Source organism: Enterococcus sp. AZ177, from assembly GCF_050544585.1.
Taxonomy (GTDB): domain Bacteria; phylum Bacillota; class Bacilli; order Lactobacillales; family Enterococcaceae; genus Enterococcus_L; species Enterococcus_L plantarum.
Genome location: NZ_CP172944.1, coordinates 177714 through 200056 on the forward strand (window position 1 = coordinate 177714; position 22343 = coordinate 200056).

The window sequence follows — 22343 nt, forward strand, 5'->3', positions numbered from 1 at the left end:
ACCCTTTTGTAATAGTTCTGCAAAAAAAGATGGACAAATCGATCATTTGTGAGTACAATGTATCATAGCGTTCAACTCAAACGTGAGGAACGCTTTTCAAAAGCAGTGGAGGTGAATACAGTTGACTCGTGAAGAAGTACTTGAAAAAGTAGCGAAGATTATCTCAAACCACTTTGATATTGAAGCTGAGAAAGTGACAGATCAATTAAACATTAAAGATGACTTGAATGCAGATTCAATTAGTGTAATGGAATTTGTTTTAGAGCTAGAAGATGAGTTTGGTACAGAAATTTCTGATGAAGACGCAGAGCAAATTGAAACAGTTGGTGCCGCTGTAGATTATATTATGAATAACTTATAAGTTGAAATGAAGAAAGAGGCTGGGATAGAAGCGCTTAATCCCGAGAAATAGGAAAGAATTTACAAAAATTGTTTGTCAAATTTTTGTGAATTTCAGCTTATTTCCGCAGGGATTGCTTCTGCTCCCACCGTTTATTCACATTTAGGGTGTGGAACAAAAGTGATTTTTACTTTTGTTCCACACTTTTTTTGCTTATTTAGAAAAAATTTACATTACCAAAATGTTGCAATTTTTACAATTTTTATATACAATTGCTTAAATATGAGTACAATGAGAATATGAGTTTGTTAAAAACGATTACAATGAGTAGAAAAGAAGTAATTATTAAAAAAAGAAGTGTTTTTAATAAGTTTTCTTGTTGTAATACGCCATTTAATTGAGTATAGAGGAGTGTATTAAAGTGAGTGATAGCAATCAATTGTTAGATGTTCAGCATCTACATACAGGATTTCGTATCAAAGATGAGTACTATGATGCTGTTGATGATGTGTCATTTGAATTAGGAAAAAATGAAATTTTAGCAATCGTTGGTGAATCGGGTTGTGGGAAAAGTACTTTAGCTACAACAATAATTGGGTTACATGATGCAAACAATACTCGTGTAACTGGAGAAATTCTATACAAGGATTTAAATTTAACTACATTTAACGAACAACTATATAATAAAATCCGTGGTAACGATATTGGGATGATATTTCAAGATCCTTTGTCAGCGCTGAATCCACTAATGAAAATTGAAGATCAAATCAAAGAAAGCCTAACCTACCATACGAATATGAATGCGGAGCAAAAACAAGCACGGGTGATCGAATTGTTGACACAGGTGGGGATTCCTAATCCTGAACGAGTTGGTAAGCAGTATCCGCACGAATTATCTGGTGGAATGCGTCAACGTGTGATCATTGCAATCGCTATTGCATGTAAACCGGCAATCATCATCGCAGATGAACCGACAACAGCATTGGATGTAACGATCCAGGCGCAAATTTTAGATTTACTGAAGGATTTGCAAGAGGAGACTGGCTCCGGAATTATTTTGATCACGCATGATTTAGGTGTCGTAGCTGAAATGGCAGATAAGGTAGCTGTGATGTACGCTGGGCAATTTGTTGAGGTAGCAACTGCTGAAGAATTGTTTAATAATCCAAAACATCCCTATACACGCTCATTGTTACAATCTATTCCGCAAGAAAATTCAGATGATAGTCAGTTGCACGTGATCGAAGGCGTGGTCCCATCATTAAGCAAGTTACCAAGAGAAGGATGTCGTTTTGCGCCGAGAATTCCTTGGATTCCAGAGGACGCTCATGAAGCAGAACCGACATTGCATGAGGTGTCAGAAGGACACTTTGTTCGCTGTACATGTTATCAGCATTTCCATTTTAGAGACAATCAGGAGGAAGTATAATGGCAGAAATCATTCAAATCAAAGACTTGAAAGTTCATTATCCTATCCGCAGTGGTTTCTTTAATCGAGTGACCGATCATGTGTTGGCAGTTGATGGTGTTGACTTTATTATCGAAAAGGGTAAAACGTACGGTTTAGTTGGTGAATCAGGTTCTGGAAAATCTACTACAGGAAAAGCAATCATCGGGTTAGAAAAAGTAACTAGTGGTAGTATTTTATATCAAGATCAAGATGTGACGAAAGCTCATAATCGTAAAGCGATGAAATATAATAAAGATGTTCAAATGATTTTTCAGGATTCAATGTCTAGCTTAAACCCAAAGAAAAGAGTGTTGGATATCATAGCAGAACCAATCCGCAATTTTGAACGGTTGAGTGATCAAGAAGAAAAGAAAAAAGTCAAAGGGCTTTTAGATATCGTTGGGATGCCAGAAGATGCATTGTATAAATACCCACATGAATTCTCAGGTGGACAACGCCAACGTTTAGGCGTAGCTAGAGCTGTTGCGACGAATCCTAAGTTGATTATTGCAGATGAGCCGGTTTCTGCATTGGATTTATCTGTTCAAGCACAAGTATTGAATTTTATGAAAAATATCCAAGAAGAATATGGCTTGAGTTATTTATTCATTTCACATGACTTAGGTGTTGTAAAACATATGTGTGATAATATTGCGATCATGTACAAAGGGCGCTTTGTAGAGATTGGGACTCGTCAAGATATTTATACAAATCCACAGCACATTTATACGAAACGGCTATTATCAGCAATCCCTAAAATTGACGTTGCACATCGTGAAGAGCACAAAGCACAGCGTCGTCAAGTAGAAAAAGAATATATCGAACATCAAAAAGAGTATTACGATCAAAACGGCCGTGTGTATGATTTACGAACAATCAGTGATACACATCAAGTAGCGTTAAAAGATGGAGGTGCAATCTAATGTGGAAGACGATTTTACGACGTGTACTCTTTATGATTCCTCAAATCTTGATTTTAAGTGTACTGATTTTCATGTTAGCTAAAATGATGCCAGGAGATCCTTTTACAGGTCTGATCAATCCAAATACGGATCCAGCAGTTATTGAGAAAATGCGTGAATCAGCAGGGTTGAATGATCCTTGGACAACGCAATATGTACGTTGGATCGTCAATGTTTTCCATGGTGATTTTGGGGAGAGTTTTATTTTTAAATTACCAGTTTCAACATTGATCGGCAGTCGTGCAGTGAATACAATTCTTTTATCCTTAGTAACCGTTGTGATCATGTATGCGATCGCTTTGCCATTAGGCGTTTTATCAGGTCGTTATCAAAATTCGATTTTGGACAAATTTGTCGTGGTCTATAACTTTTTCAGTTTTGCAGTACCACCCTTTATTTTTGCACTTGTTATGCTGTTTATTTTTGGTTACCGTTTAGATTGGTTCCCAACGACAGGGTCTGTTTCCAGTGGTGTTGAGCCAGGGACTGGAGCCTATATTTGGGATCGTTTCTATCATTTGATTTTACCAGCATTATCTCAAGCACTTTTAGGAACAGCAATCACGATTCAATATTTACGGAATGAAGTGATTGACTCTCAATCATTAGATTATGTTCGGACAGCTCGTTCTAAAGGGGTACCGACAAATAAAGTCTATACAAGACATATTTTCAGAAATGCTTCTTTACCAATCGTTTCTCAACTTAGCTATGAAATCACAGCTTTGATCAGTGGTTCTGTGGTTATCGAAAAAATCTTTGGTTATCCAGGAATTGGGAAATTATTTATCGACTCGATCGGACAACGTGATTATGCAGTGATCACCGCCTTAGTATTGATTTTAGGAGTTGCAACGCTCGTCGGAAATCTGATTTCAGATATCGTCATGAGTCTTGTAGATCCGCGGATTCGAGTTCAATAGAAAATCAATTTTAAGGAGAGGAAGAGACGAGATGGATAAAAATAAAGAAAATACAGCAGTTGCTGTACCAGAAACGATCCCACCGATGGGATTTCGAATGATCGCAAGAGAGTTTAAAAAAGACAAATTAGCAATTTTCTCACTTGTACTGTTAGTAGCCATTTTGTTGGTTGTTTTTATTGGTGCTCTATTGACTGATCAAGACAAAGTAATGACAGTAAGTATTTTAGATAAATATGCCGAGCCTGGTGGAAACTTCATATTAGGAGCCGACGAAGGTGGACGTGATATACTTGGTCAATTGATTATTGGCGCTCGTAATTCGGTTGTAATCGGTTTTGCAATCACGATATTGACATCAATCATCGGGGTAGGAATCGGTATTGTTTCAGGTTATTATGGTGGAATGTTTGATAATGCAGTGATGCGTATCGTTGATTTTATTATGATTTTACCGATCATGATGATCATCATTGTATTTGTTACAATCATTCCTAATTATAATGTTTGGTCTTTTGTAGGAATTATGAGTGCTTTTTACTGGGTTGCAAAAGCCCGACTGTTTAGAAGTAAAACGTTATCTGAGGTCCGCAGAGACTATGTGAGTGCCTCAAAAACTTTAGGGACAAGTGATTTTAAAATCATGTTTCGAGAAATTATGCCTAATTTAAGTTCATTGATTATCACGAACTTAACCATCAATTTTGCGGCAAATATCGGGATTGAAACAACACTGACGTTCTTAGGATTTGGGTTGCCGACCAATGTACCAAGTTTGGGAACATTGATCGGATATGCTAGCAATGGTGATGTTTTAGCGAATAAAACATGGATCTGGGTACCTGCATCAGTACTGATTTTAGTAATGATGTTATGTATAAATTATATTGGCCAAGCGTTCAAGCGTTCAGCAGATGCAAGACAGCGTTTAGGTTAAGAAGAGGAGGAAGTAGTGTGAAAAGCAAAAAACTTTTGGGTTTAATTACATTGACAGCAGTGGCAACAGTGACATTAGCTGCATGTGGCGGAGGTAAAAAATCAGATTCAGGTAACAAGAATGTAGAAACTGAGGATATCAGTAAGTTTACAATGACGGTCAAAAATGACAAAGAGGCAATCAAAGGCGGGACTTTGGATGTAGCAGTTGCGTCAGATACTCAGTTTAAAGGCTTATTTTCAGAAGTCTATTACCAAGATGCGTACGACAATTATTATATGCGTCCTTCCCATGAAGGATTATTCTCATATGATGATGATTTCGTCATCACAGATGATGGAGCTGCTAAATTAGATTTAGATGTTGACAATAAGAAGGCTACAATTACATTGAAAGACAATATTAAATGGTCAGATGGTGAAGCTGTAACTGCTGATGATTTGATTTACCCATATGAAGTAATTGGAAATAAAGAATATACTGGTATTCGTTATGATGACGACTTTACGAATGTTGTAGGGATGGATGAATACCATGATGGCAAAGCAGATACTATTTCTGGAATTAAAAAAGTAGATGATCAAACAATCGAAGTAACATATAAAGAAATGAATCCGGGAATGCTTCAATTAAGTGGCGGTGTATACATGAGTGCAATGCCAAAACATGTCTTTAAGGATATTCCAATCAAAGACCAAGAAAAAAGTGATGCTGTCCGTAAAAATCCTGTAACATTCGGTCCTTACTACATGAGTAAAATCGTAACAGGAGAGTCAGTGGAATATTTACCAAATGAACATTATTATAAAGGGAAGCCTAAGTTAGATAAAATCGTCTTTACAAACGTACCAACAGCGTCAATCGTTGAAGCGGTAAAAGCGAAAAAATATGATATGGTTTACGCAATGCCAACAGATAATTATCCAACATATAAAGACTCAGAAGGCTATCAAATGTTAGGTCGTGAAGAATTAGCATACACATATGTTGGCTTTAAATTAGGAACATATGATAAAGAAAAAGGCGAAGTTGTAATGAATCCAGATGCAAAAATGGCTGATGTAAAATTACGTCAAGCAATGGGATACGCAATGGATAACGACGCAATTGGGCAAAAATTCTATAATGGGTTGCGTACTGGTGCGACAACCTTGATTCCACCTATTTTTAAAACATTGCATGATACAGACATAAAAGGGTATCAATATGACCTGGATAAAGCGAAGAAAATATTAGATGATGCTGGCTATAAAGATACAGATGGTGATGGACTTAGAGAAAATCCTAAAGGGGAAAAATTAACGATCAACTTTGCCTCAATGGCAGGTGGCGAAACAGCTCAACCTTTAGCAGATTACTATCTACAACAATGGAAAGAAATTGGTTTAGATGTGAAATTAGCAACGGGCCGTTTAATCGATTTCCAAGCATTCTACGATAAAATCAAAAATGATGATCCTGAAATCGACGTTTTCCAAGCGGCTTGGGGAGTAAATAGTGCACCATCACCAGCCGGCTTATACGGGCGTAACGCAGCATTCAACTACTCTCGTTTTGCTTCAGAAGAAAATGACAAACTATTGAAAGCAATCGACTCTAAAGCGTCATTTGACGATACAAAACGTAAAGAAGCATATGATGCATGGCAAGAATATATGTTTGAACAAGCACCAGTTATTCCAACATTGTACCGTAATGAAATCATGCCAATTAATGACCGTGTAAAATCATTTACATGGAATTATGAAGATACTAGAGATTACTATGATATTGAATTAACAGCTGAAAAACGTTAATCTACTGTAATGAAAGATGACGATAATGTAGAGGTTGGGACAGAAGTATTTAACTCCGAGAAATAAGAAGGAATTTACGAAAATTGCTCTTCAAATTTTTGTGAATTTCGGCTTATTTCCGAAGGAGTTGCTTCTGCGACCACCGTTTATTCTATTACTAAGAGCCTGAAACATAACCTTTTTAGTTATGTCCCGGGCTCTTTTTTAATTTTGATACATATCGAAAAAATATTACTAAGCTCATTGTCTTATAATCTATCAAATGGTAAACTTAATGTAAAATAAATATATACATCTATTTAAATAGAAAACTAATCTATATCTAATTAATATGTTTGAATAAAAATGTATGGGAGATATCAATATGAATCGTGATCTTATATTCAAAAACCAAGAACATATAACATTTTTTGAAAAAAATACTAAAGACAAAGAATTTAATTGCTATGAGTTTTCTTTAATTTATTTGCTAGGATTAGCGGAAGTGACCAGAATTCACTTTAACGAAATTTATTCAAAAGAATTAGGAGCTAAATATGAATCTATTTCTGCGGAATGGCAAACAGAGGAGTCTATTCGTTTAACAATTTTAGCATTTAACTTATATGAGGATTATCTATTTGGTTTTAGTGAGTTAACATATCAGAATAAACTAGCTCACGATTTTAACCATGAACAAAAAAATTGGGAGTCCTTCATTAAAATAAACTCAATTAGTAATCTATTTTCTGATGAAAATCATAGAGAGTTTTATCTACAAGCAATCAGTTTACGATTGGATTGATTTAATATAAATATTTTACAAATAAAAAAAATATCTATTCTATAAAACATTAAAAATTATCATTTGGAAGTTTATTATTTCCTTTAAATCGTAATTTGTTTCTAAAAAACATTGACAAGTATACTTAGTGACCGATATACTATTTATGGAAACAATTTTAATATAGAGTAGGAGAGATTATAATGGCAGGAGCAATTTCGGTCACACCCGAGCAACTGAAATCACAAGCGAAGGTGTATACACAATCACAACAACAAATCCAAGATGCGATTCGTAAAGTAAATTCTATGAATCAACAAATCGCACAAGAATGGAAAGGTCAAGCGTTTCAATCGTATTTAGAACAATACAATCAATTAGAAGGAAACGTTAAAAAAATGGAAGAATTGTTGATCAGCATCAATAGTCAATTGAACAAATATGCTGATACAGTCGCACAACGTGACCAACAAGATGCAAGTTCTTTCGGTTTAAACTAAATTAGTTTTGAAATAAAAAGCGTCAGTGCAATTCATTGCGCGGACGCTTTTTAATTATCTAGCTACACGGGTTAGCCACTAGGGACTACTCCAATCACATCAATTCCTAAGAGCTAAAGCTTTATGGATGGCTATGAAACACTATTGATGGATTTAGAGTAGTACCGATTTGGTGAAGGTCTCGGAACAAAGATAAAATATGCCTGAAAAAAACGACACAAGGATATTTGTCTCCAAGGCTATAAGAGCCCGTTACGCTTTTAAATTAGGAGAGAAGAGCAAATTGAAAAATAAACTAAAAAAATATCTTCCTATTATTTCGATCGTTGTCGGTAGCCTATTGTTCTTATTTATTCTTTCTTATATTGGTTTTAAAAGTGATAATGTTCAACAAACATCTAATGAAAAGGTCACAAAAATGCAGTATGTGTTAGTTAATGAAGACAAAGGAACTATTTTTGAAGGAAAGAAATATTCTCTGGGCACCGACTTTGTCACCTTGATCAATCAAGATACCGCTAACCGTTGGGAGACTACGACCAGAAATATTGCTAGTCGAGGAGTAGCGGATGGACAATTTGATGCACAGATTATTATTCCACAAGATTTCTCTGAACGATTGCTTTCATTGCAAAGCATAAATCCTGAAAAAGCTTTGGTGGAATATCAAGTAAGAGAAGGTCAAAACGAGATAACCAATCAGGCGATTCAGGTCAAAGTGAATGACATTTTAAAAGATTTTAATCAAAGAATCGTACAAATGTATTTTTCAAGTATTGTAGGAAACCTGTCTGAAGCACAACAAAACGTCAATCAAATTGTTGGATTAGAGACGGATCACAAAAATAATTTGGAGAAAACAATTTATCTACCCTTTAAAGAAGTGCCAACTAATTTTTCAAGTGTCATTGATACAGCAAGTATATTGGACGAAGACAATAAAATGTTTACGTCGGAACAAGAAGCGTTTGTTCAATCAGTGAAGCAATTGATGGAGAGTAACAATAGTGCTTTAGAGGCAAATAGCCAGTCAACAGAGGAAGTACAAAAATCTGTGAATGATTATGCAGATGAAGCAAATGAAAAATTAGCAACAGCTATTAAACAGTTTAATGAACAATTTGAGCTACAAACAGAGCAATTAGAGAATCAATGGCAAAACGATTTAACCGGATACAAAGCTCAATTTGACGGTTTCGATGATAGCATAAAAAATCAGTTGGCTCTGTTTTTTAAAAAGGGATCTGAGGGTACGAATGATTCTGGCGTTTATGCCAATTTTTTGACGAATGCTTCTTCATTTAAAGAATCACAAGGGAAGAGAATTGAAGAGCTAACGAGTGAAATAACAGAGTTGGAAAAACAAGTAGCGGAATTAACAACGTTAAAAGAGGATGTGGCAGAAAAGTATTACAACGATAGAAACGCCAATTCAGATAATGCGAAAGAAGACCAAGTTAAGCTAGCTATCTCAAAGTTATTATCACCTATTGAGAAAGAATCAGAAATTACGGAAGACGGGGAATACTTAACGGCTGTAAAAAATGAACTTGCGCAATTACAAAATCTTGCTCTTCCATCAAGTACGGATTTTCCCATTCTTTTAAATACGTTAGTGACTAAAGGATTGTTAACACAAGCAGAAAGCGATAAGTTAAGGGATTCATATAACATAGTGACACATTATGACCCAACTTTAACGGGTAATGGCAATCAATTCAATATAGTATCGACAGCTGAAAAAGAAGATATCTCATCTGATTTCAATGTAAAAAACACAGTGGAGATAAAGTTGACACCTGGAACAACCCAATCTTTAAAATTCTCACATACTTTTGAGGTAGGAAGCAGCGGTCTGATCGAAATTGTTGATTTGGACAAGATTAGAGCAAATTTGGAACAGGCAATCATTGCTAAATTATCTGGTTCAGACTACACAGCAGCTGTTTCTATAGAAGGAACACAGCTAAATATAGCCATCATACTTAAGGACACAGGGAGTAGTGATCCGCCCAAAAAACCTACTCAATCTCAGATGTCTTACCAAATTAATTCCCAGATAAAATGGACTTATCCAAATGATTATACCGACTATGAATATTTCGTATGCTATTATTCCTGGAGTTCAATCAATTCAACAAACTCTGGACAACTGGCTGCTTATATAGACAAAGATCAGCCTCTAAAACAAGATTTAGCTGAACTCTTTAGTTTGTTCACGACATTAACGTCAGCAGCTGAAAAATTGACAACTCTTTACGCTGATCCAGCGCAGCTAAGTCTGAATAGCTTTGCTGATTATGTTACGAGTAACCCAGATAAAACATTCAATGAGTTAGCTACACCTGATTCTGTTTACTGGTTATATGATAATATCACTGACTCAAAAAAAGTTTCTCAGATTTCGGAGTCGCTCTACACAAATTATAGGGCAAACGGAGACAGTCTATATAACGACATTGAAGAGCAGATCAACAAGTTAAACGCTACAATCGGAACAAGTACTGATAAAAACGAAGGCGAAGCACTGACTTTATACGGCACGTTAAATCTTATGACGATTCCAGATACCATGCTACAGGAAGCCTCTTTATTGGGAGAATGGTTCGATAAGGCGAATCAAGACATTGATGCAACTTATAATTCATGGAAAGAAACAGAACGAGTAGCACCAGAATCTGTCATTACGGATACAAATGCGCATCCTGAAAAGAATGATACGGCTGCAATCAATTCAACTACAGAAAACTTGGTAAAAAATATCCAGACATTGGTTAGTAGTTCAACTGAAACAGCTAAAGCAACAGCAGAATCTGCGGCACAAGTCAAAGACGTTGCTCCAACGATTAAGATGTTGAAAGAATCTACAAATAAGGTGCAAACAGATGCAAATGACATCTTAACGAATTTAGACAAAACCGTTACAGAAGTGCATAAAAAAACAGATGATAATACTAAATATGCAGAAAAATTTGACAAAGTTCTTTCAAATACCAGAAATGGCGGTTCAGATAATTCAACGGTCTTTAACTTCTTGTCAAATCCTATTCAAGAAAAAGGCGATTTTGGAAAAGCAAGACAAAATTCTTTGATTCCTTATTATGCAACAATCATCGCTGCATTTATTATTATTTTAGTCGCAACAGCGATGCAAAAATACATGAAGCGAAGAAACGTGTCCAAAACGGATTTATTGATGAATCCATCAAGAGCTTGGTATAACACGTCGAATGTGACGGTCATAGTAATAAGCAGCGTAGCATTGTCAATCGCATTTGCCCTTAATTTAAGTCTTGTTGTTGGGTCGAATGCTAAAATAGCCTGGTTTAGTTACGCCTTTTTAGTATTACTTGCGGGATTACTTTTGACCCTTGGCTGTATGAGACAGTTCCGATTACTGACGCTTTATCTTAGTGGAGCAACATTAGGCTTATTCTTTATGCTGACACCATTACTAGGAGTGGCGACTAAAACAGGAACATTTACAAATATACTCTATCGAGTGTCACCATTACAAAATATTCAAAATGGCTTTACGGCATTACTAAATGGAGCCAGTATTGGTTGGGTAAGTTATCTGATACTTGTAATCCTAGCATTGAGTGGAATTCTATTGAATTTTTGGGTGAAACCAGAAGACAAAAAAGTAAACGTATGATCTTTTCTATTATTTGTAAGGGAGAAAAACGATGCAACATAGACTAAAAATTGATGTTAAAACGATTTTAAAAGGAATGTTTGTTCCTATACTGTTCATTTTCTTACAAAGTGTTCCTGTTCATGCAGATATTGGCGATTTAAAAATAAATAATCAAGTGATTTACGAAAAGAATGAAGGTAGTCAGAATAATTCTACTACCTTTACAATTAATCAATTATTTATGAAAGACATGTCTGCTCAGGATAAACAATTAGATGAAGAAAAAATGAAGTTGATTACAGATGCACAAAAAGAAGTTTTTGTAAAAGAAACACCAGCACAACGTACTGTTACCCAAGAAATAACGCCCCTTCTTTTCTCAAATGGTTACACACTGAATGATAGTTTGGATTCAGGCGACTCAGGGTTAAAAAAAGGCAATAATATCGGGTTCATTTTACTATGTGTAGTTGGCGGCCTCTTTGTCGTAGGACTTGGAATCATATTAGGTCGAGCATTTCCTACATGGTTAAAAAAAGGATAGGAAGGTAGAATGTTATGAGGAAAGACACATCTATTGGTATTGGATTACATGTGGGGAAACAAATTATTGATTTACAGATTCCTATCAAAGTTTCTGGAAATCGTTTAAAAGAGTTATTGAGAGAATCACTAGAATTACTAAACATCTCTTTACCAGAAACATTTGAATTAGAGATACTAAACAAAGCAATTAAGTTAAACGGAGAAGTTCTTCTGGCCAATTATGCACTAGGTGACGGAGATCAATTAATTGTGAAAGAGACAATGAAAAAATAAAGGGGCCTATGACGTGAGTGAAGTAAAAGATATATCAGAAAAAATAGATATCCAAGTTCAAAAAGACAAGGTATTAGTCACATTACAAGCGAATCAATACCGCTTAGCAGAGCTGGATCAATTTCAAGCCGTTCTCCAAAAAAGAGACGCATTATTAGCTGGAGAACTGTTGGAGGCAACAGAAGAGCAGTTAGTCTTATCCTATGAAAAAGATAACTACGCGGTACCAATCGATGAAGCAATAAAAAAAATGTCCCCATTTAAGAGACTGCTTTTAGCACAAAAAATTCGCTTTATTGAGCCGTTTATCCATTCTACGATTCAACCATTTATCCACCCGAGAAATATTTTTCTTTTTGGAGAAGAACTTTCGATTGCACATAGAGGTTTTATGAATCTAGTTGTCCCACATGTGACGAATGAAGAAGACTTTTTAAAACAGTATCGTGCGTTGATTCTATTTATTCTTCATCCAAAATTAGATTACGAACGGTTGATCGAAGGATCTGGCACATTACAAGATCCTCTGTCTAAAAATATTCAAGCCGCACTTTCACCAGAACAAATCGATCAAATGATCAGTGAACAAGTCGTTATCCAAAAAATGAAACAAGAAAAACAAAATCAATTAGTTAACAAAAAAAGCTATACAGTGTTTAAATGGGGCAGTCTTGTGTTGCTGTTAGCAACGCTTGTTCTAGGTTTCTTTGTTGGAAATTATGCATTGAAAGAAGTTCCTACACAAGAAAGAATCATTACGGCAGAAGCGAATTACATTGCCAATGATTATTCAGGAGTATTGAGCACATTGAAAGAAGATACACCAGAAACCTTGCCTAAAAGTGCGAAATATGTTTACGCAGTAAGCTCAATACAACTAGATAATTTATCCAATGAGCAAAAAGAGATGATTTTGAATAATATTTCTCAAAAATCAAACGAAAATACACTTTTATATTGGATCTACATCGGAAAAGGTGCGTTCGAAAAAGCCCTTGATATTGCGCAAAACGTAGGAGACAATCAATTCATTTTACATGCCTATACGAAATTATACGAAGCAACAAAACTAGACACAAAAATGAATGGTGAAAAGAAACAAGAGCTATTGACGAAATACGAAGAAGCGATTGCTAAATATATGAAATTATTAGGAGGGGCAACCGATGATTCTGAAAACGAATAAAACAGAAGATGAGTCAACTGTTCCTATTGATGATCAAATGCAGCCAGCTGCCGATGTTCTTATGGATGTGTTCTATTTTGGTGATGACTTTTCGCACCACCAGCTAACGTCTTCAAAACAAGAACGAACGATTGACGGACATTCACTATCTTATGATGGACAACAAATTTTACTTGATAACAAACCATTTGAACAAGATAATGCAACGTTTATAATAGTAAAACCAGCGGAATATCAAACAATCGCGACGAGTAAACCCAAAAAAGATTTTACGATCTCTTCTACGGCTTCCTCCGCAATTAGTTTACCAACTCCGGCATTTGTTTCAGTTACAGTTGAGGCAAAAACGACTAATTATACTGTTGATATTTACGCAAATGAAGAAACGATTTATTTCAACGGACAACGAATTGCTAAAGGAAAATTTAACTTTGGTACTGGCGATCAGCTAGTGATTGATAAACTGATTATAGAAGTACGAGAAAATCAGCTGAAGCTCACAAATTTAGGTACTGACTTTACATTAAATCCATTTGAAATCATTGAACAAAGCTACCAACCTGAATACCCATCAGAATTTCCATTATTCAGACGAAGCCCGCGTATCCATTTAAAAGAACCGAAGATGGATGTAGAAGTAATGACACCGACACCGAAAGAAAAAGAAGGAAAAAATGAACTCTTAAGAACGTTGGTTCCTCCTTTAGGAATGGTGGTATTAAGTGGTGCTACAAGCTTTTTAAGTGGCGGAAATCCGATCATGATGCTGAGCATGGGGGGCGCTAGTTTATTAACGGCAGGTTTTTCTGTTTCCAGTTATTTTACCAATAAGAAAGAAACCAAAGAGAAAAATGAACGTAGTGAAGGCTCTTATAGACAATACCTGATCCAGAAAAAAGGGGACATTTCTCTTTTACAACAAGAACAAGAGCACGCTCTGACGTATATGTATCCTTCAATGAATGATCTTGCCTTGATGGCCAAAGACTACCAAGCACGGATTTATGAACGCATGACCACCAACGAAGATTTCCTGAAAATCCATGTTGGGACTGGCGAAATCAAATCAAGTTTTTCTGTAAAATATCAAGCGAATGAAGAAAGTGATTTAAGTTCGCTAGCGGAAAAACAACTCGTTTGGCCGTATCAACAATTAGAAGCGGCACCAATTGTTATTCCTTTAATGAATCAAACAGTGGGGCTAGCAGGGAATTATCCAGTATTACGAACAGCGATCCAAACGCTCTTATTCCAAATTTCAATGCTGCATTCATACCGAGATGTTGAATTTGTGACACTGGTTCCAGAAAATGACTATGATGTCAATTGGCATGCGTGGCGTTGGCTGCCTCATTTGAAGATTCGCAGTTTGAATCTAAGAGGAATCATCCATAATGCCCAAACACGGGATATGGTGCTTAACTCGTTTTACCAAATTTTAACGAAAAGAAGACAAGAACTGAAAGAAAATGGCAATGAAAAGATTCGATTCCAGCCGCATTATGTATTCTCTATTTTAGAAGAGAGCTGGTTATCTGGACATGGGCTAAATGAATTTTTAGCAGAAGACATGAGTCCGTATGGTGTGACCGTGATTTGGGGGAAAGATGCCTTACCGATGTTGCCTGAAACAACGACGACATTGATCGATTACCAAAGTAGTGAAGCGGCGATCTTGATCAACCAAAATAATGAATATGTGAATCAAGCGTTTGTACCGACTCATTTACCAACGGCTTATCCGATTGAAGAAGCGTTGCAGAGATTGGCGAATTTACATCATGTTGAAGTGGAGAAAAATGCCATCCCAGAAGCAATCGATTTTCTTGAATTATACGATGTAAAAGCAGTTGATGAGTTAAACATCGGCACACGTTGGACAAAAGCAGATACGTCTAAATCATTAGCGGTTCCATTAGGTGTGCGCGGTAAAGACGATATTGTTTACCTTAACCTACACGAACGAGCACATGGGCCTCACGGGTTAGTTGCTGGTACAACAGGATCTGGTAAATCAGAAATCGTTCAAAGTTATATCTTATCTTTAGCCGTGAACTTTGCACCAGAAGATGTTGGCTTTTTACCGATTGACTTTAAAGGTGGAGGAATGGCGAATTTATTTGCTGACTTACCTCATTTACTGGGTTCTATTACCAATTTAGATGGCGCAAGTTCTGCTAGAGCTTTACAAAGTATTCGGGCAGAATTACAAAAAAGACAACGTAAATTTAGCCAATTTGGAGTGAATCATATCAATGGCTATACAAAATTATATAAACAAGGCAAAACAATTACAGATCCAGAAGAAAAGAAAAAATACCCAAGCGATCCACTGCCACACTTGTTCTTAATCAGTGATGAGTTTGCCGAACTAAAAGCTAATGAACCAGACTTTATGGCGGAACTTGTTTCAACGGCTCGAATCGGTCGTTCGTTAGGTGTCCATTTAATCTTAGCGACTCAAAAACCTAGTGGCGTTGTGGATGACCAAATTTGGTCGAACTCTCGTTTCAAACTAGCATTGAAAGTAGCCGATGCCAATGATTCAAATGAAATCATCAAAACGCCAGATGCGGCAACAATCACGCAACCAGGTCGTGCGTATTTACAAGTCGGAAACAATGAAATTTATGAACTATTCCAATCTGCATGGAGCGGGGCAAATTATGATCCGTTTGTCTCACGAGAAGAAAAAGTGGATGAACGTATTTGGTTAATCAATCAATTGGGACAATACGAATTATTAACAGCGGATCTGTCACAAGAAGAAGATACCGTTGTAAAAAAGGAAGAAGAAAAAACGCAGTTGGATGCTATTGTAGAAGCAATCCAAGCATATTCAGAAGAAACCAACGCGGTATTACCAGAAAAACCTTGGCTTCCGCCACTAGAAACAGTGATCGATTCGCCAATTTTATCGAAGGAATGGAGCGATACAAGACAATTAAGTGTTCCGTTTGGCTTTATGGATATTCCTTCTAAACAAGAGCAAGTCGTGTTCAACTTTAATTTTAACGAACTGACACATACGGCGTTTTATGGCTCACCAGGTTTTGGTAAATCAACAGCACTTCAAACATTAGTGATGAATCTTGCGAGACTAAACACACCGAGTCAAGTGCAGTTTAATTTATTTGATTTCGGTACAAATGGTTTACTTCCGCTGAAAAAACTTCCTCATGTCGCAGATTTAGTGCGTTTAGAAGAAGAAGAGAAATTAGTAAAATTCTTGAAGCGAATCCGAAAAGAGATTCAAGAGCGAAAAGATGCATTTACCGATTATGGGGTAGCCAGTCTATCTCAATATGAAGAAAAATCAGGGAATAAACTTCCTGTAGTCATTACCATCATTGACGGATTTGATGCCATCAAGGAAAGTCCATTAGAAGAAGAAATTGAATCTGTTGTGAATCAGTTGCTACGAGAAGGGGCTAGTGTAGGTCTGTACGCTGTTTTATCTGTTCTTAGAACATCTACCTTCAAGATGAGCATGGCAAGCAATATACCGTCTCATATCGGTCTATTCCTTGTAGAAGAAGGTGCAATCAGAGATGTTGTTGGGCGAGATGCATTGATTCCACAAGAAATCATTGGACGAGCACAAATCAAATTAGATGACCCGCATGAACTTCAAGTCTTTCTTCCAACTCATGGCGAAAATGATATTGACCGCTTAAATCATTTAGAGCAAGAGATAGAAGCAATGGATCAAGAATGGACTGGTGAACGTCCTATTAAGATTCCGATGCTTGCAAAAGTGGTTTCAATGGCTGATTTCTACGAGTCAAAACAAACACAAATGATGCTGGAAAATATGCAATTGCCAATTGGTTTGGATAAAGAAACAACGAATGTTGTCGGATTTGACCCACAAGAGCATGGCTACTTTGTGATTGGAGACGATTCGCCGCAACAAACAGAATATATTGAAAAAGTCATTGTAGAAAATCTAAAACATTTTGAAGGACGAGCGCAACGAGTAGTCTTTAACGGATCAGAACGTTTCGGCGGCTTTACGGAAAGCTTTGACATGATGGTTGCTGAACCAGATTACAGTACCTTTGTAAATGATTTAGTCAGCGAAATCGAGGTTCGTCAGGATGCAACAGATCCTGAACCAATGTTTGTCTATGTTCCAGAGGCGCATGTATTTGGAGATAAGACATTCATTACCAATGATGCAATTGACGTGTACCTAAGAAAAGCCGCGAAAGTGAAAATTTACTTTATTTTCCAAGGCAATCAAAAACAAATTGAAAATAGCTTCGATGACTTTAATAAGCGACTACGTACGAATATCCCAGCAGGAATGATCGGTACACGTTTAGCAGATCAAGGATTTATCAATGTGAAATCAGGCTATAGTGAACCGACAGTTGAGCTAGATGAGTCTCATTTCTTTGTTGGACGGAATGCTTGTCGAGTGAAGTTGGTTAGTGAATAATCGATAATTTAAAGTGTAAAAGGAGGTAAAAGCGATGAGTAAAGAAGAGGAAGAAAGAAAACGACAAGAGAGTAATGGTCGAAATCGCCAAGAAGCAACAAAATGGCAACGTATCGCAAATGAACGACAAGCAAATTATGATCGAAATCAAAAAAAATTAGAACGATTGAAAGAAGCAAAACGAGCGTTAAATAAGTCAATGTCGTCCTTCTCTAAATTCGAAAATGAAGTCAACCAATACTCAACAAAATTGAGTACAGGGCAGTTTAAAGGGACGCTTCGTACTAAATTTGATCAGAAAGCAAAAAAAATGGGAACCGCTTTGCATAAAGAAGAAAACACCCATCAACAAAATTTATCCAAACTAGATGCAGAAATATCCAAAAAAGAGTTAGAGCAAGGTGATTTGTTGAGTGCTGTCGGAAGCGCCTTTGATATGGCAAAAAATTTCTTAGCCTCTATTTTTTAGTAAGAAAAAGGAGAGATGAATTATGGCAATAGGTGTTGATAAACAAGTCTGGGATGGTGCGGTTAACAAAGCGGAGAGTACAGTATCAAGCATTTCAAAACCAACCATCAACAATTTAGGGAAAACAACATTGAAGCGATTCAAAAAAATAATTGAAACACAAAAGAAACTTGCAAATACAGTAGAATCCTTCAAAAATGTTTCGAAAACAGATACGCAAAAAATGAAAAAAGTTGCGGAACATATTGTTAGTGAAGACAAGCAAGCATCTAAATCATTTAAACAAAATACAACATTATTTGAGCAAAATACATCTAAAGTGAGGTTCAATTAATGGCGAGTTATGATACAAAAAAATTCTTCGAAGAGGTTCTAGAAAATGATGATTCTTTACTTTTTGAGGTAACGAATGAGTTGATTACAACAGGCGTTTTATTAGGAACGAACTTTCCTTTGTTAAAAGGAATTTATAAAGCCTATCGTAATGAAGAAGAACAATTCGAACATAAGCCAATGGTTGGTGCTAAATTGACGGTCTCTTTTGATCATGATACTCAACGTGTAGTGCTTGATCGTCAAACTAGTCAAGTAGAACTGACCAATGAACAGTTTCTTCAGTATATGGGGAAAATCGATGTTGCCTTTGCGCCGATTTATCCAGTGGGAACAACGGTTGAATTAGATGAAAGTATGTTAACAGAAGAACTAGCTGAACTCTTTAAAAAGGAAGAGCTAGGCGCAGTTGTCACGTTAAGCGGTCGGAAGATTCCTCTGATGAGCGGTTTTGAGCAATATATTGTAGATTATCTAGGTCATTTGTGGCCTTACGGTGAAATTCCCGGGAATGATCCGATTTTGATTTCGAATATGATGATCAAACGGGTCATTGCGGAAAGTCTTACAAATGAGTATGAAGAAGCGTTTGCTTTCGATGGTTTACGAACGACTCAGGTAACCAAGCAACAAGTTTCAACAGCGTATATGAAACCAGAAGATACGATTGCTTATTTTGAAGTGTTGTCTGAGTTGTCAGAACAAGAATAATAGGGTAAACGCATGGAAAGGAGTGTATTATGGGATTTTATGTCGATACAGCAGAAATGAAGAAAGCAGTAGAAGAGTATCAAAAGCTTTCTAAGACAGCGCAAAGTCAATTAAATACTGCAAAAAACGCAATGAATGGTATAATTAACAGTAACGCACTGTCTGGTAAAGTAGGACAAGCTATATCAGCGGATATCAATAATAACCAGAATGCCGTAATTGTTGGATTGAAAAGTAGTTATCTAGCCGTTGAAATGGAGCTACGCCAAGCGTATCAGGATTTCAAAGGGACAACAGGAGAAACCTCTGATTCAGCAGTCCTTAGCGAAGAAGTCTTGACCAAAGCAAAATCAGATATTGATAAGATGAAACAAACTTATCAAGAACAAGTGAAGAGTTTCCAGTCCGTTTATAGCAGTATTTCTGATCTAATTTCATTATCCGCATCAAAGAGCGATTTTAATCAAGTAGCGGATGCGACGAAGAAATATGCGGATGAAATCATTCAAAAAGTCAATCAGTTCGATAGTAAGCAAGGCAATTCGGCTAATGAAGACATGATTCAATCTTTAAGCACACAAATTAAAGCAGCACAGAAAGTCGGAGGATTAGGCTATACAGATCCTCGTTTCCTCGCATTTGCGAATAGTACTGCTTTAGCAGACAATGTTCAAGCGTTTCAAAAAAATGTGACTGAAGCAGATGAAAAGCAACGAAAAACGAAAGAAAAAGATCTGAACTCAATGACGCCATCAGAAATGATTGCGAAGTATGGAGTGGACGATCCAGATGTGAAGAAGCGGATAAATGATATTAATAATGGGATTAGTTATACCGCATTTAATAAGTCAGTTGAAAATCTAGGCTATGGACAAGCTATAGGTGATGGTGTTTTACAAGGACTTAAAATGACTGGTAAAAACATGAGAGTTGATGCTTTGCAAATGGGAAGCAGAAGTATATCTCCTAATGAATTATCGCGAATAGGCAAACGAGCACGGGCTTTAGAAAGTGCGGGAGATGATCTAATAAATACTTCTAATGCTGTCTCTGGTAGCAAAATTTGGAAAGGTTTAGGAATTGTTGGAACAGTAGCAGGGGCAGCATTTGACTATAATGATCAAATGACTCAGCACAATGATCAGGCAAGGGCAATAAAAAATACAATAGCTCATTCGGTAATTGGATCAGGTGGAGCAGCCGTTGGTGGACAAATTGGTGCTTGGCTGGGAACAGCTATTCCTATACCAGTAGTTGGAACAGTAATAGGTGCAGTAGTAGGTGCAGGAATCGGAGTGGCTGTTTCTGGAATATATGATTGGATCGAGTCGGGAGAGGCAAAAAAAAGCTTTGATAAAAAGTCGAAAGAAGTATCAGAGAGGTTTAATGATGTTAAAGAAAATGCAAGTAAATGGTTTTCTAACGTTGGTAAATCATTAGGAGGAGCATTTAATTGAAAAATAAAGTAGCACCGTTGTTAAAAATTACTTCTGACAAATCTATTTATTTTGATTTATCAACATATGAATTATTTATTCAAGAGTTCACCGGACCTTTTACTGAAAAAGCAGGCAGAAGTTATTCCAAATCTAATACTTGGATAACTGGTATGGTAGGGGGAACGCTGATAATTCCGTTACTAGCAAAGCAGTTTAATTTTATTTCTTTTATGCCAATCTATTTAACAGTTATTTGTATTTCTGGAGTTAGTTGGTTCTTAGGTAAACTTTTAGCAAATTTTTTAGTAGAAAAATCAAAGGGAACCATTGTAAAGAGAACATTCAAAAAAGAAGAAGTAGAAAAAGTTCTCAAAAATTCAAAAAATTTAATTCCTTTAGCTTGGATAGAACGGTTATTTTTTGTAGGATATATACTATTTTTATTATACTCTTTTTCTATGGAAAATATCTCTACAAAAATTGTAATAGAATTAATTTTGTTTTGTTTTGGAATAGGACTGTTACACTATTCTGTCCATCCACTTATCCAACACAAAGCATTTAGAATTTTAAAAAAACAAATGAAAGCAGGTATGTATGATGAGTGAGAACAACTATATATTGCCAATTGGTTCTATCGTAAGATTAAAAAAAGGCGATGTTCTTTTAATGATTGTAGGTAGAGCCCAACTCTTCAATCAAAATGGTAAAATAGGGTATTTTGATTATTCAGCAACATTATATCCGCAAGGAATAGATGGAAGCCAAGAATTTGTTTTCTTTAATATAGAAGATATTGATGAAGTAATATTTGAAGGTTATAGAAACAGTCAGGAAATTGATTTTGCAGATAATTATGAGAAGAATATAGAAACAATTACTTATCCAAAACTAGTTGTTGAAGATTAAAATAAGTTTTAATGTTTTTTTGTAAACTAATCTTGGTGAAGAAAATCCAAAGAATTAAATCAATGGTGATGAAACTTAGAGGAAACTACTCTAGGTTTTTCAACTAGGACTTATGAGTTCAAATAATTAAAAGTCAGAATGGAGAAGAAATTCTCTTAATTCTGATTTTTTGCTATTTAATAATAATTAGGGCACATCAGTACAGAACCAAGCAATAAAGTAAATAGTAGTAGCCACCAGTCACGTTCTGGTGACTACTATTTATTTAAAGAAGACAAATGAAAAGCAACGAAAAACGAAAGAAAAAGATCTGAACTCGATGACGCCATCAGAAATGATAGCGAAGTATGGGGTGGATGATCCAGATGTGAAGAAGCGGATAAATGATATTAATAACGGGATTAGTTATACAGCACTAAACAAACTAAAAATGGTACAGATGCTATTAGTTACTCAGCGACAGCAAATCTTGTTTTTAAAGAAACTATAGCTAGTGGTAAGAAAATCAAGAATCGTACCTGGTATCGCTCTTCTGTTAAAAGTATAAAATCAGGATTCAAAACATGGAAACAAGTTAATGGTGATGTCAATAGATTTAAAGCTGTTAAAAATGCAAAATACTATGATGAAGTTTTAAACGGCACTGGTAAAATTGGAAGTGGTCTTAAAGGACTCGGTTATTTAGGAGCTGTGGGTGCTGTCTATGCAGGAGTAGCTATTGG

20 protein-coding genes are annotated in these 22343 nt (G+C 36.1%); all 20 read left to right on the forward strand.

Annotated elements, in window-relative coordinates; genetic code table 11:
- The first annotated feature begins 121 nt into the window (after positions 1-121).
- The 20 genes from acpP to IGJ34_RS00925 all read left to right on the forward strand — a co-directional run bounded on the left by acpP (position 122) and on the right by IGJ34_RS00925 (position 22111).
- Positions 122-361: an acyl carrier protein gene (gene acpP / locus IGJ34_RS00830; protein ID WP_010761893.1), complete on the forward strand. Its 240-nt coding sequence runs from the start codon at positions 122-124 to the stop codon at positions 359-361.
- A 400-nt stretch (positions 362-761) separates the two neighbouring features.
- Positions 762-1769, forward strand: coding sequence for an ABC transporter ATP-binding protein (locus IGJ34_RS00835; RefSeq protein ID WP_430597898.1), 1008 nt, complete (start codon positions 762-764; stop codon positions 1767-1769).
- The gene (locus IGJ34_RS00840) at positions 1769-2713 is read left to right on the forward strand and encodes an ABC transporter ATP-binding protein (RefSeq protein WP_069653297.1); all 945 of its coding nucleotides are present in this window, start codon (positions 1769-1771) and stop codon (positions 2711-2713) included. Before IGJ34_RS00835 ends, IGJ34_RS00840 begins: the two co-directional genes overlap by 1 nt.
- Complete coding sequence (gene opp4B, locus IGJ34_RS00845; protein WP_069653298.1) at positions 2713-3675, forward strand: oligopeptide ABC transporter permease; 963 nt, start codon at positions 2713-2715, stop codon at positions 3673-3675. Before IGJ34_RS00840 ends, opp4B begins: the two co-directional genes overlap by 1 nt.
- 31 nt (positions 3676-3706) lie before the next feature.
- Positions 3707-4612 carry an ABC transporter permease gene (locus tag IGJ34_RS00850; RefSeq protein ID WP_430597899.1) on the forward strand — a complete coding sequence of 302 codons (906 nt, stop codon included), beginning with the start codon at positions 3707-3709 and terminating at the stop codon, positions 4610-4612.
- A gap of 17 nt (positions 4613-4629) precedes the next feature.
- A complete protein-coding gene (locus tag IGJ34_RS00855) occupies positions 4630-6408 on the forward strand; it encodes an ABC transporter substrate-binding protein (RefSeq protein ID WP_206834109.1) in 1779 nt (592 codons plus the stop codon).
- A 364-nt stretch (positions 6409-6772) separates the two neighbouring features.
- Positions 6773-7192 carry a DUF6075 family protein gene (locus tag IGJ34_RS00860; protein ID WP_206850205.1) on the forward strand — a complete coding sequence of 140 codons (420 nt, stop codon included), beginning with the start codon at positions 6773-6775 and terminating at the stop codon, positions 7190-7192.
- Between the two features lie 182 nt (positions 7193-7374).
- Complete coding sequence (locus tag IGJ34_RS00865; protein WP_010761887.1) at positions 7375-7671, forward strand: WXG100 family type VII secretion target; 297 nt, start codon at positions 7375-7377, stop codon at positions 7669-7671.
- A 283-nt stretch (positions 7672-7954) separates the two neighbouring features.
- Entirely contained in the window at positions 7955-11329 is a 3375-nt protein-coding gene (gene esaA, locus IGJ34_RS00870) for a type VII secretion protein EsaA (protein WP_430597900.1), read from the forward strand.
- Between the two features lie 31 nt (positions 11330-11360).
- Positions 11361-11855 carry a hypothetical protein gene (locus IGJ34_RS00875; protein ID WP_430597901.1) on the forward strand — a complete coding sequence of 165 codons (495 nt, stop codon included), beginning with the start codon at positions 11361-11363 and terminating at the stop codon, positions 11853-11855.
- A 14-nt stretch (positions 11856-11869) separates the two neighbouring features.
- Complete coding sequence (locus IGJ34_RS00880; RefSeq protein WP_069654466.1) at positions 11870-12130, forward strand: type VII secretion protein, YukD family; 261 nt, start codon at positions 11870-11872, stop codon at positions 12128-12130.
- Positions 12131-12143: 13 nt separating this feature from the next.
- Positions 12144-13316: a type VII secretion protein EssB gene (essB, locus tag IGJ34_RS00885; RefSeq protein WP_069654465.1), complete on the forward strand. Its 1173-nt coding sequence runs from the start codon at positions 12144-12146 to the stop codon at positions 13314-13316.
- A complete protein-coding gene (gene essC, locus IGJ34_RS00890; protein ID WP_430597902.1) occupies positions 13297-17760 on the forward strand; it encodes a type VII secretion protein EssC in 4464 nt (1487 codons plus the stop codon). The genes essB and essC overlap by 20 nt, the downstream gene beginning before the upstream one ends.
- Before the next feature lie 34 nt (positions 17761-17794).
- Positions 17795-18229, forward strand: a complete 435-nt coding sequence (locus tag IGJ34_RS00895) for a DUF5082 domain-containing protein (RefSeq protein ID WP_430597903.1) — start codon at positions 17795-17797, stop codon at positions 18227-18229.
- Between the two features lie 22 nt (positions 18230-18251).
- Positions 18252-18563: a TIGR04197 family type VII secretion effector gene (locus tag IGJ34_RS00900; RefSeq protein WP_111248113.1), complete on the forward strand. Its 312-nt coding sequence runs from the start codon at positions 18252-18254 to the stop codon at positions 18561-18563.
- Positions 18563-19273 (forward strand): DUF4176 domain-containing protein, encoded by a 711-nt coding sequence (locus tag IGJ34_RS00905; protein ID WP_430597904.1) that lies wholly within the window; start codon positions 18563-18565, stop codon positions 19271-19273. The genes IGJ34_RS00900 and IGJ34_RS00905 overlap by 1 nt, the downstream gene beginning before the upstream one ends.
- A 29-nt stretch (positions 19274-19302) precedes the next feature.
- Positions 19303-20730 carry a T7SS effector LXG polymorphic toxin gene (locus tag IGJ34_RS00910; RefSeq protein ID WP_430597905.1) on the forward strand — a complete coding sequence of 476 codons (1428 nt, stop codon included), beginning with the start codon at positions 19303-19305 and terminating at the stop codon, positions 20728-20730.
- A complete protein-coding gene (locus IGJ34_RS00915; protein WP_111248396.1) occupies positions 20727-21320 on the forward strand; it encodes a hypothetical protein in 594 nt (197 codons plus the stop codon). Before IGJ34_RS00910 ends, IGJ34_RS00915 begins: the two co-directional genes overlap by 4 nt.
- The gene (locus IGJ34_RS00920; protein ID WP_111248395.1) at positions 21313-21621 is read left to right on the forward strand and encodes a DUF4176 domain-containing protein; all 309 of its coding nucleotides are present in this window, start codon (positions 21313-21315) and stop codon (positions 21619-21621) included. The genes IGJ34_RS00915 and IGJ34_RS00920 overlap by 8 nt, the downstream gene beginning before the upstream one ends.
- 319 nt (positions 21622-21940) lie before the next feature.
- On the forward strand, positions 21941-22111 hold the full coding sequence (locus tag IGJ34_RS00925; RefSeq protein WP_206848216.1) for a hypothetical protein: 171 nt from the start codon (positions 21941-21943) through the stop codon (positions 22109-22111).
- Positions 22112-22343: the final 232 nt, after the last annotated feature.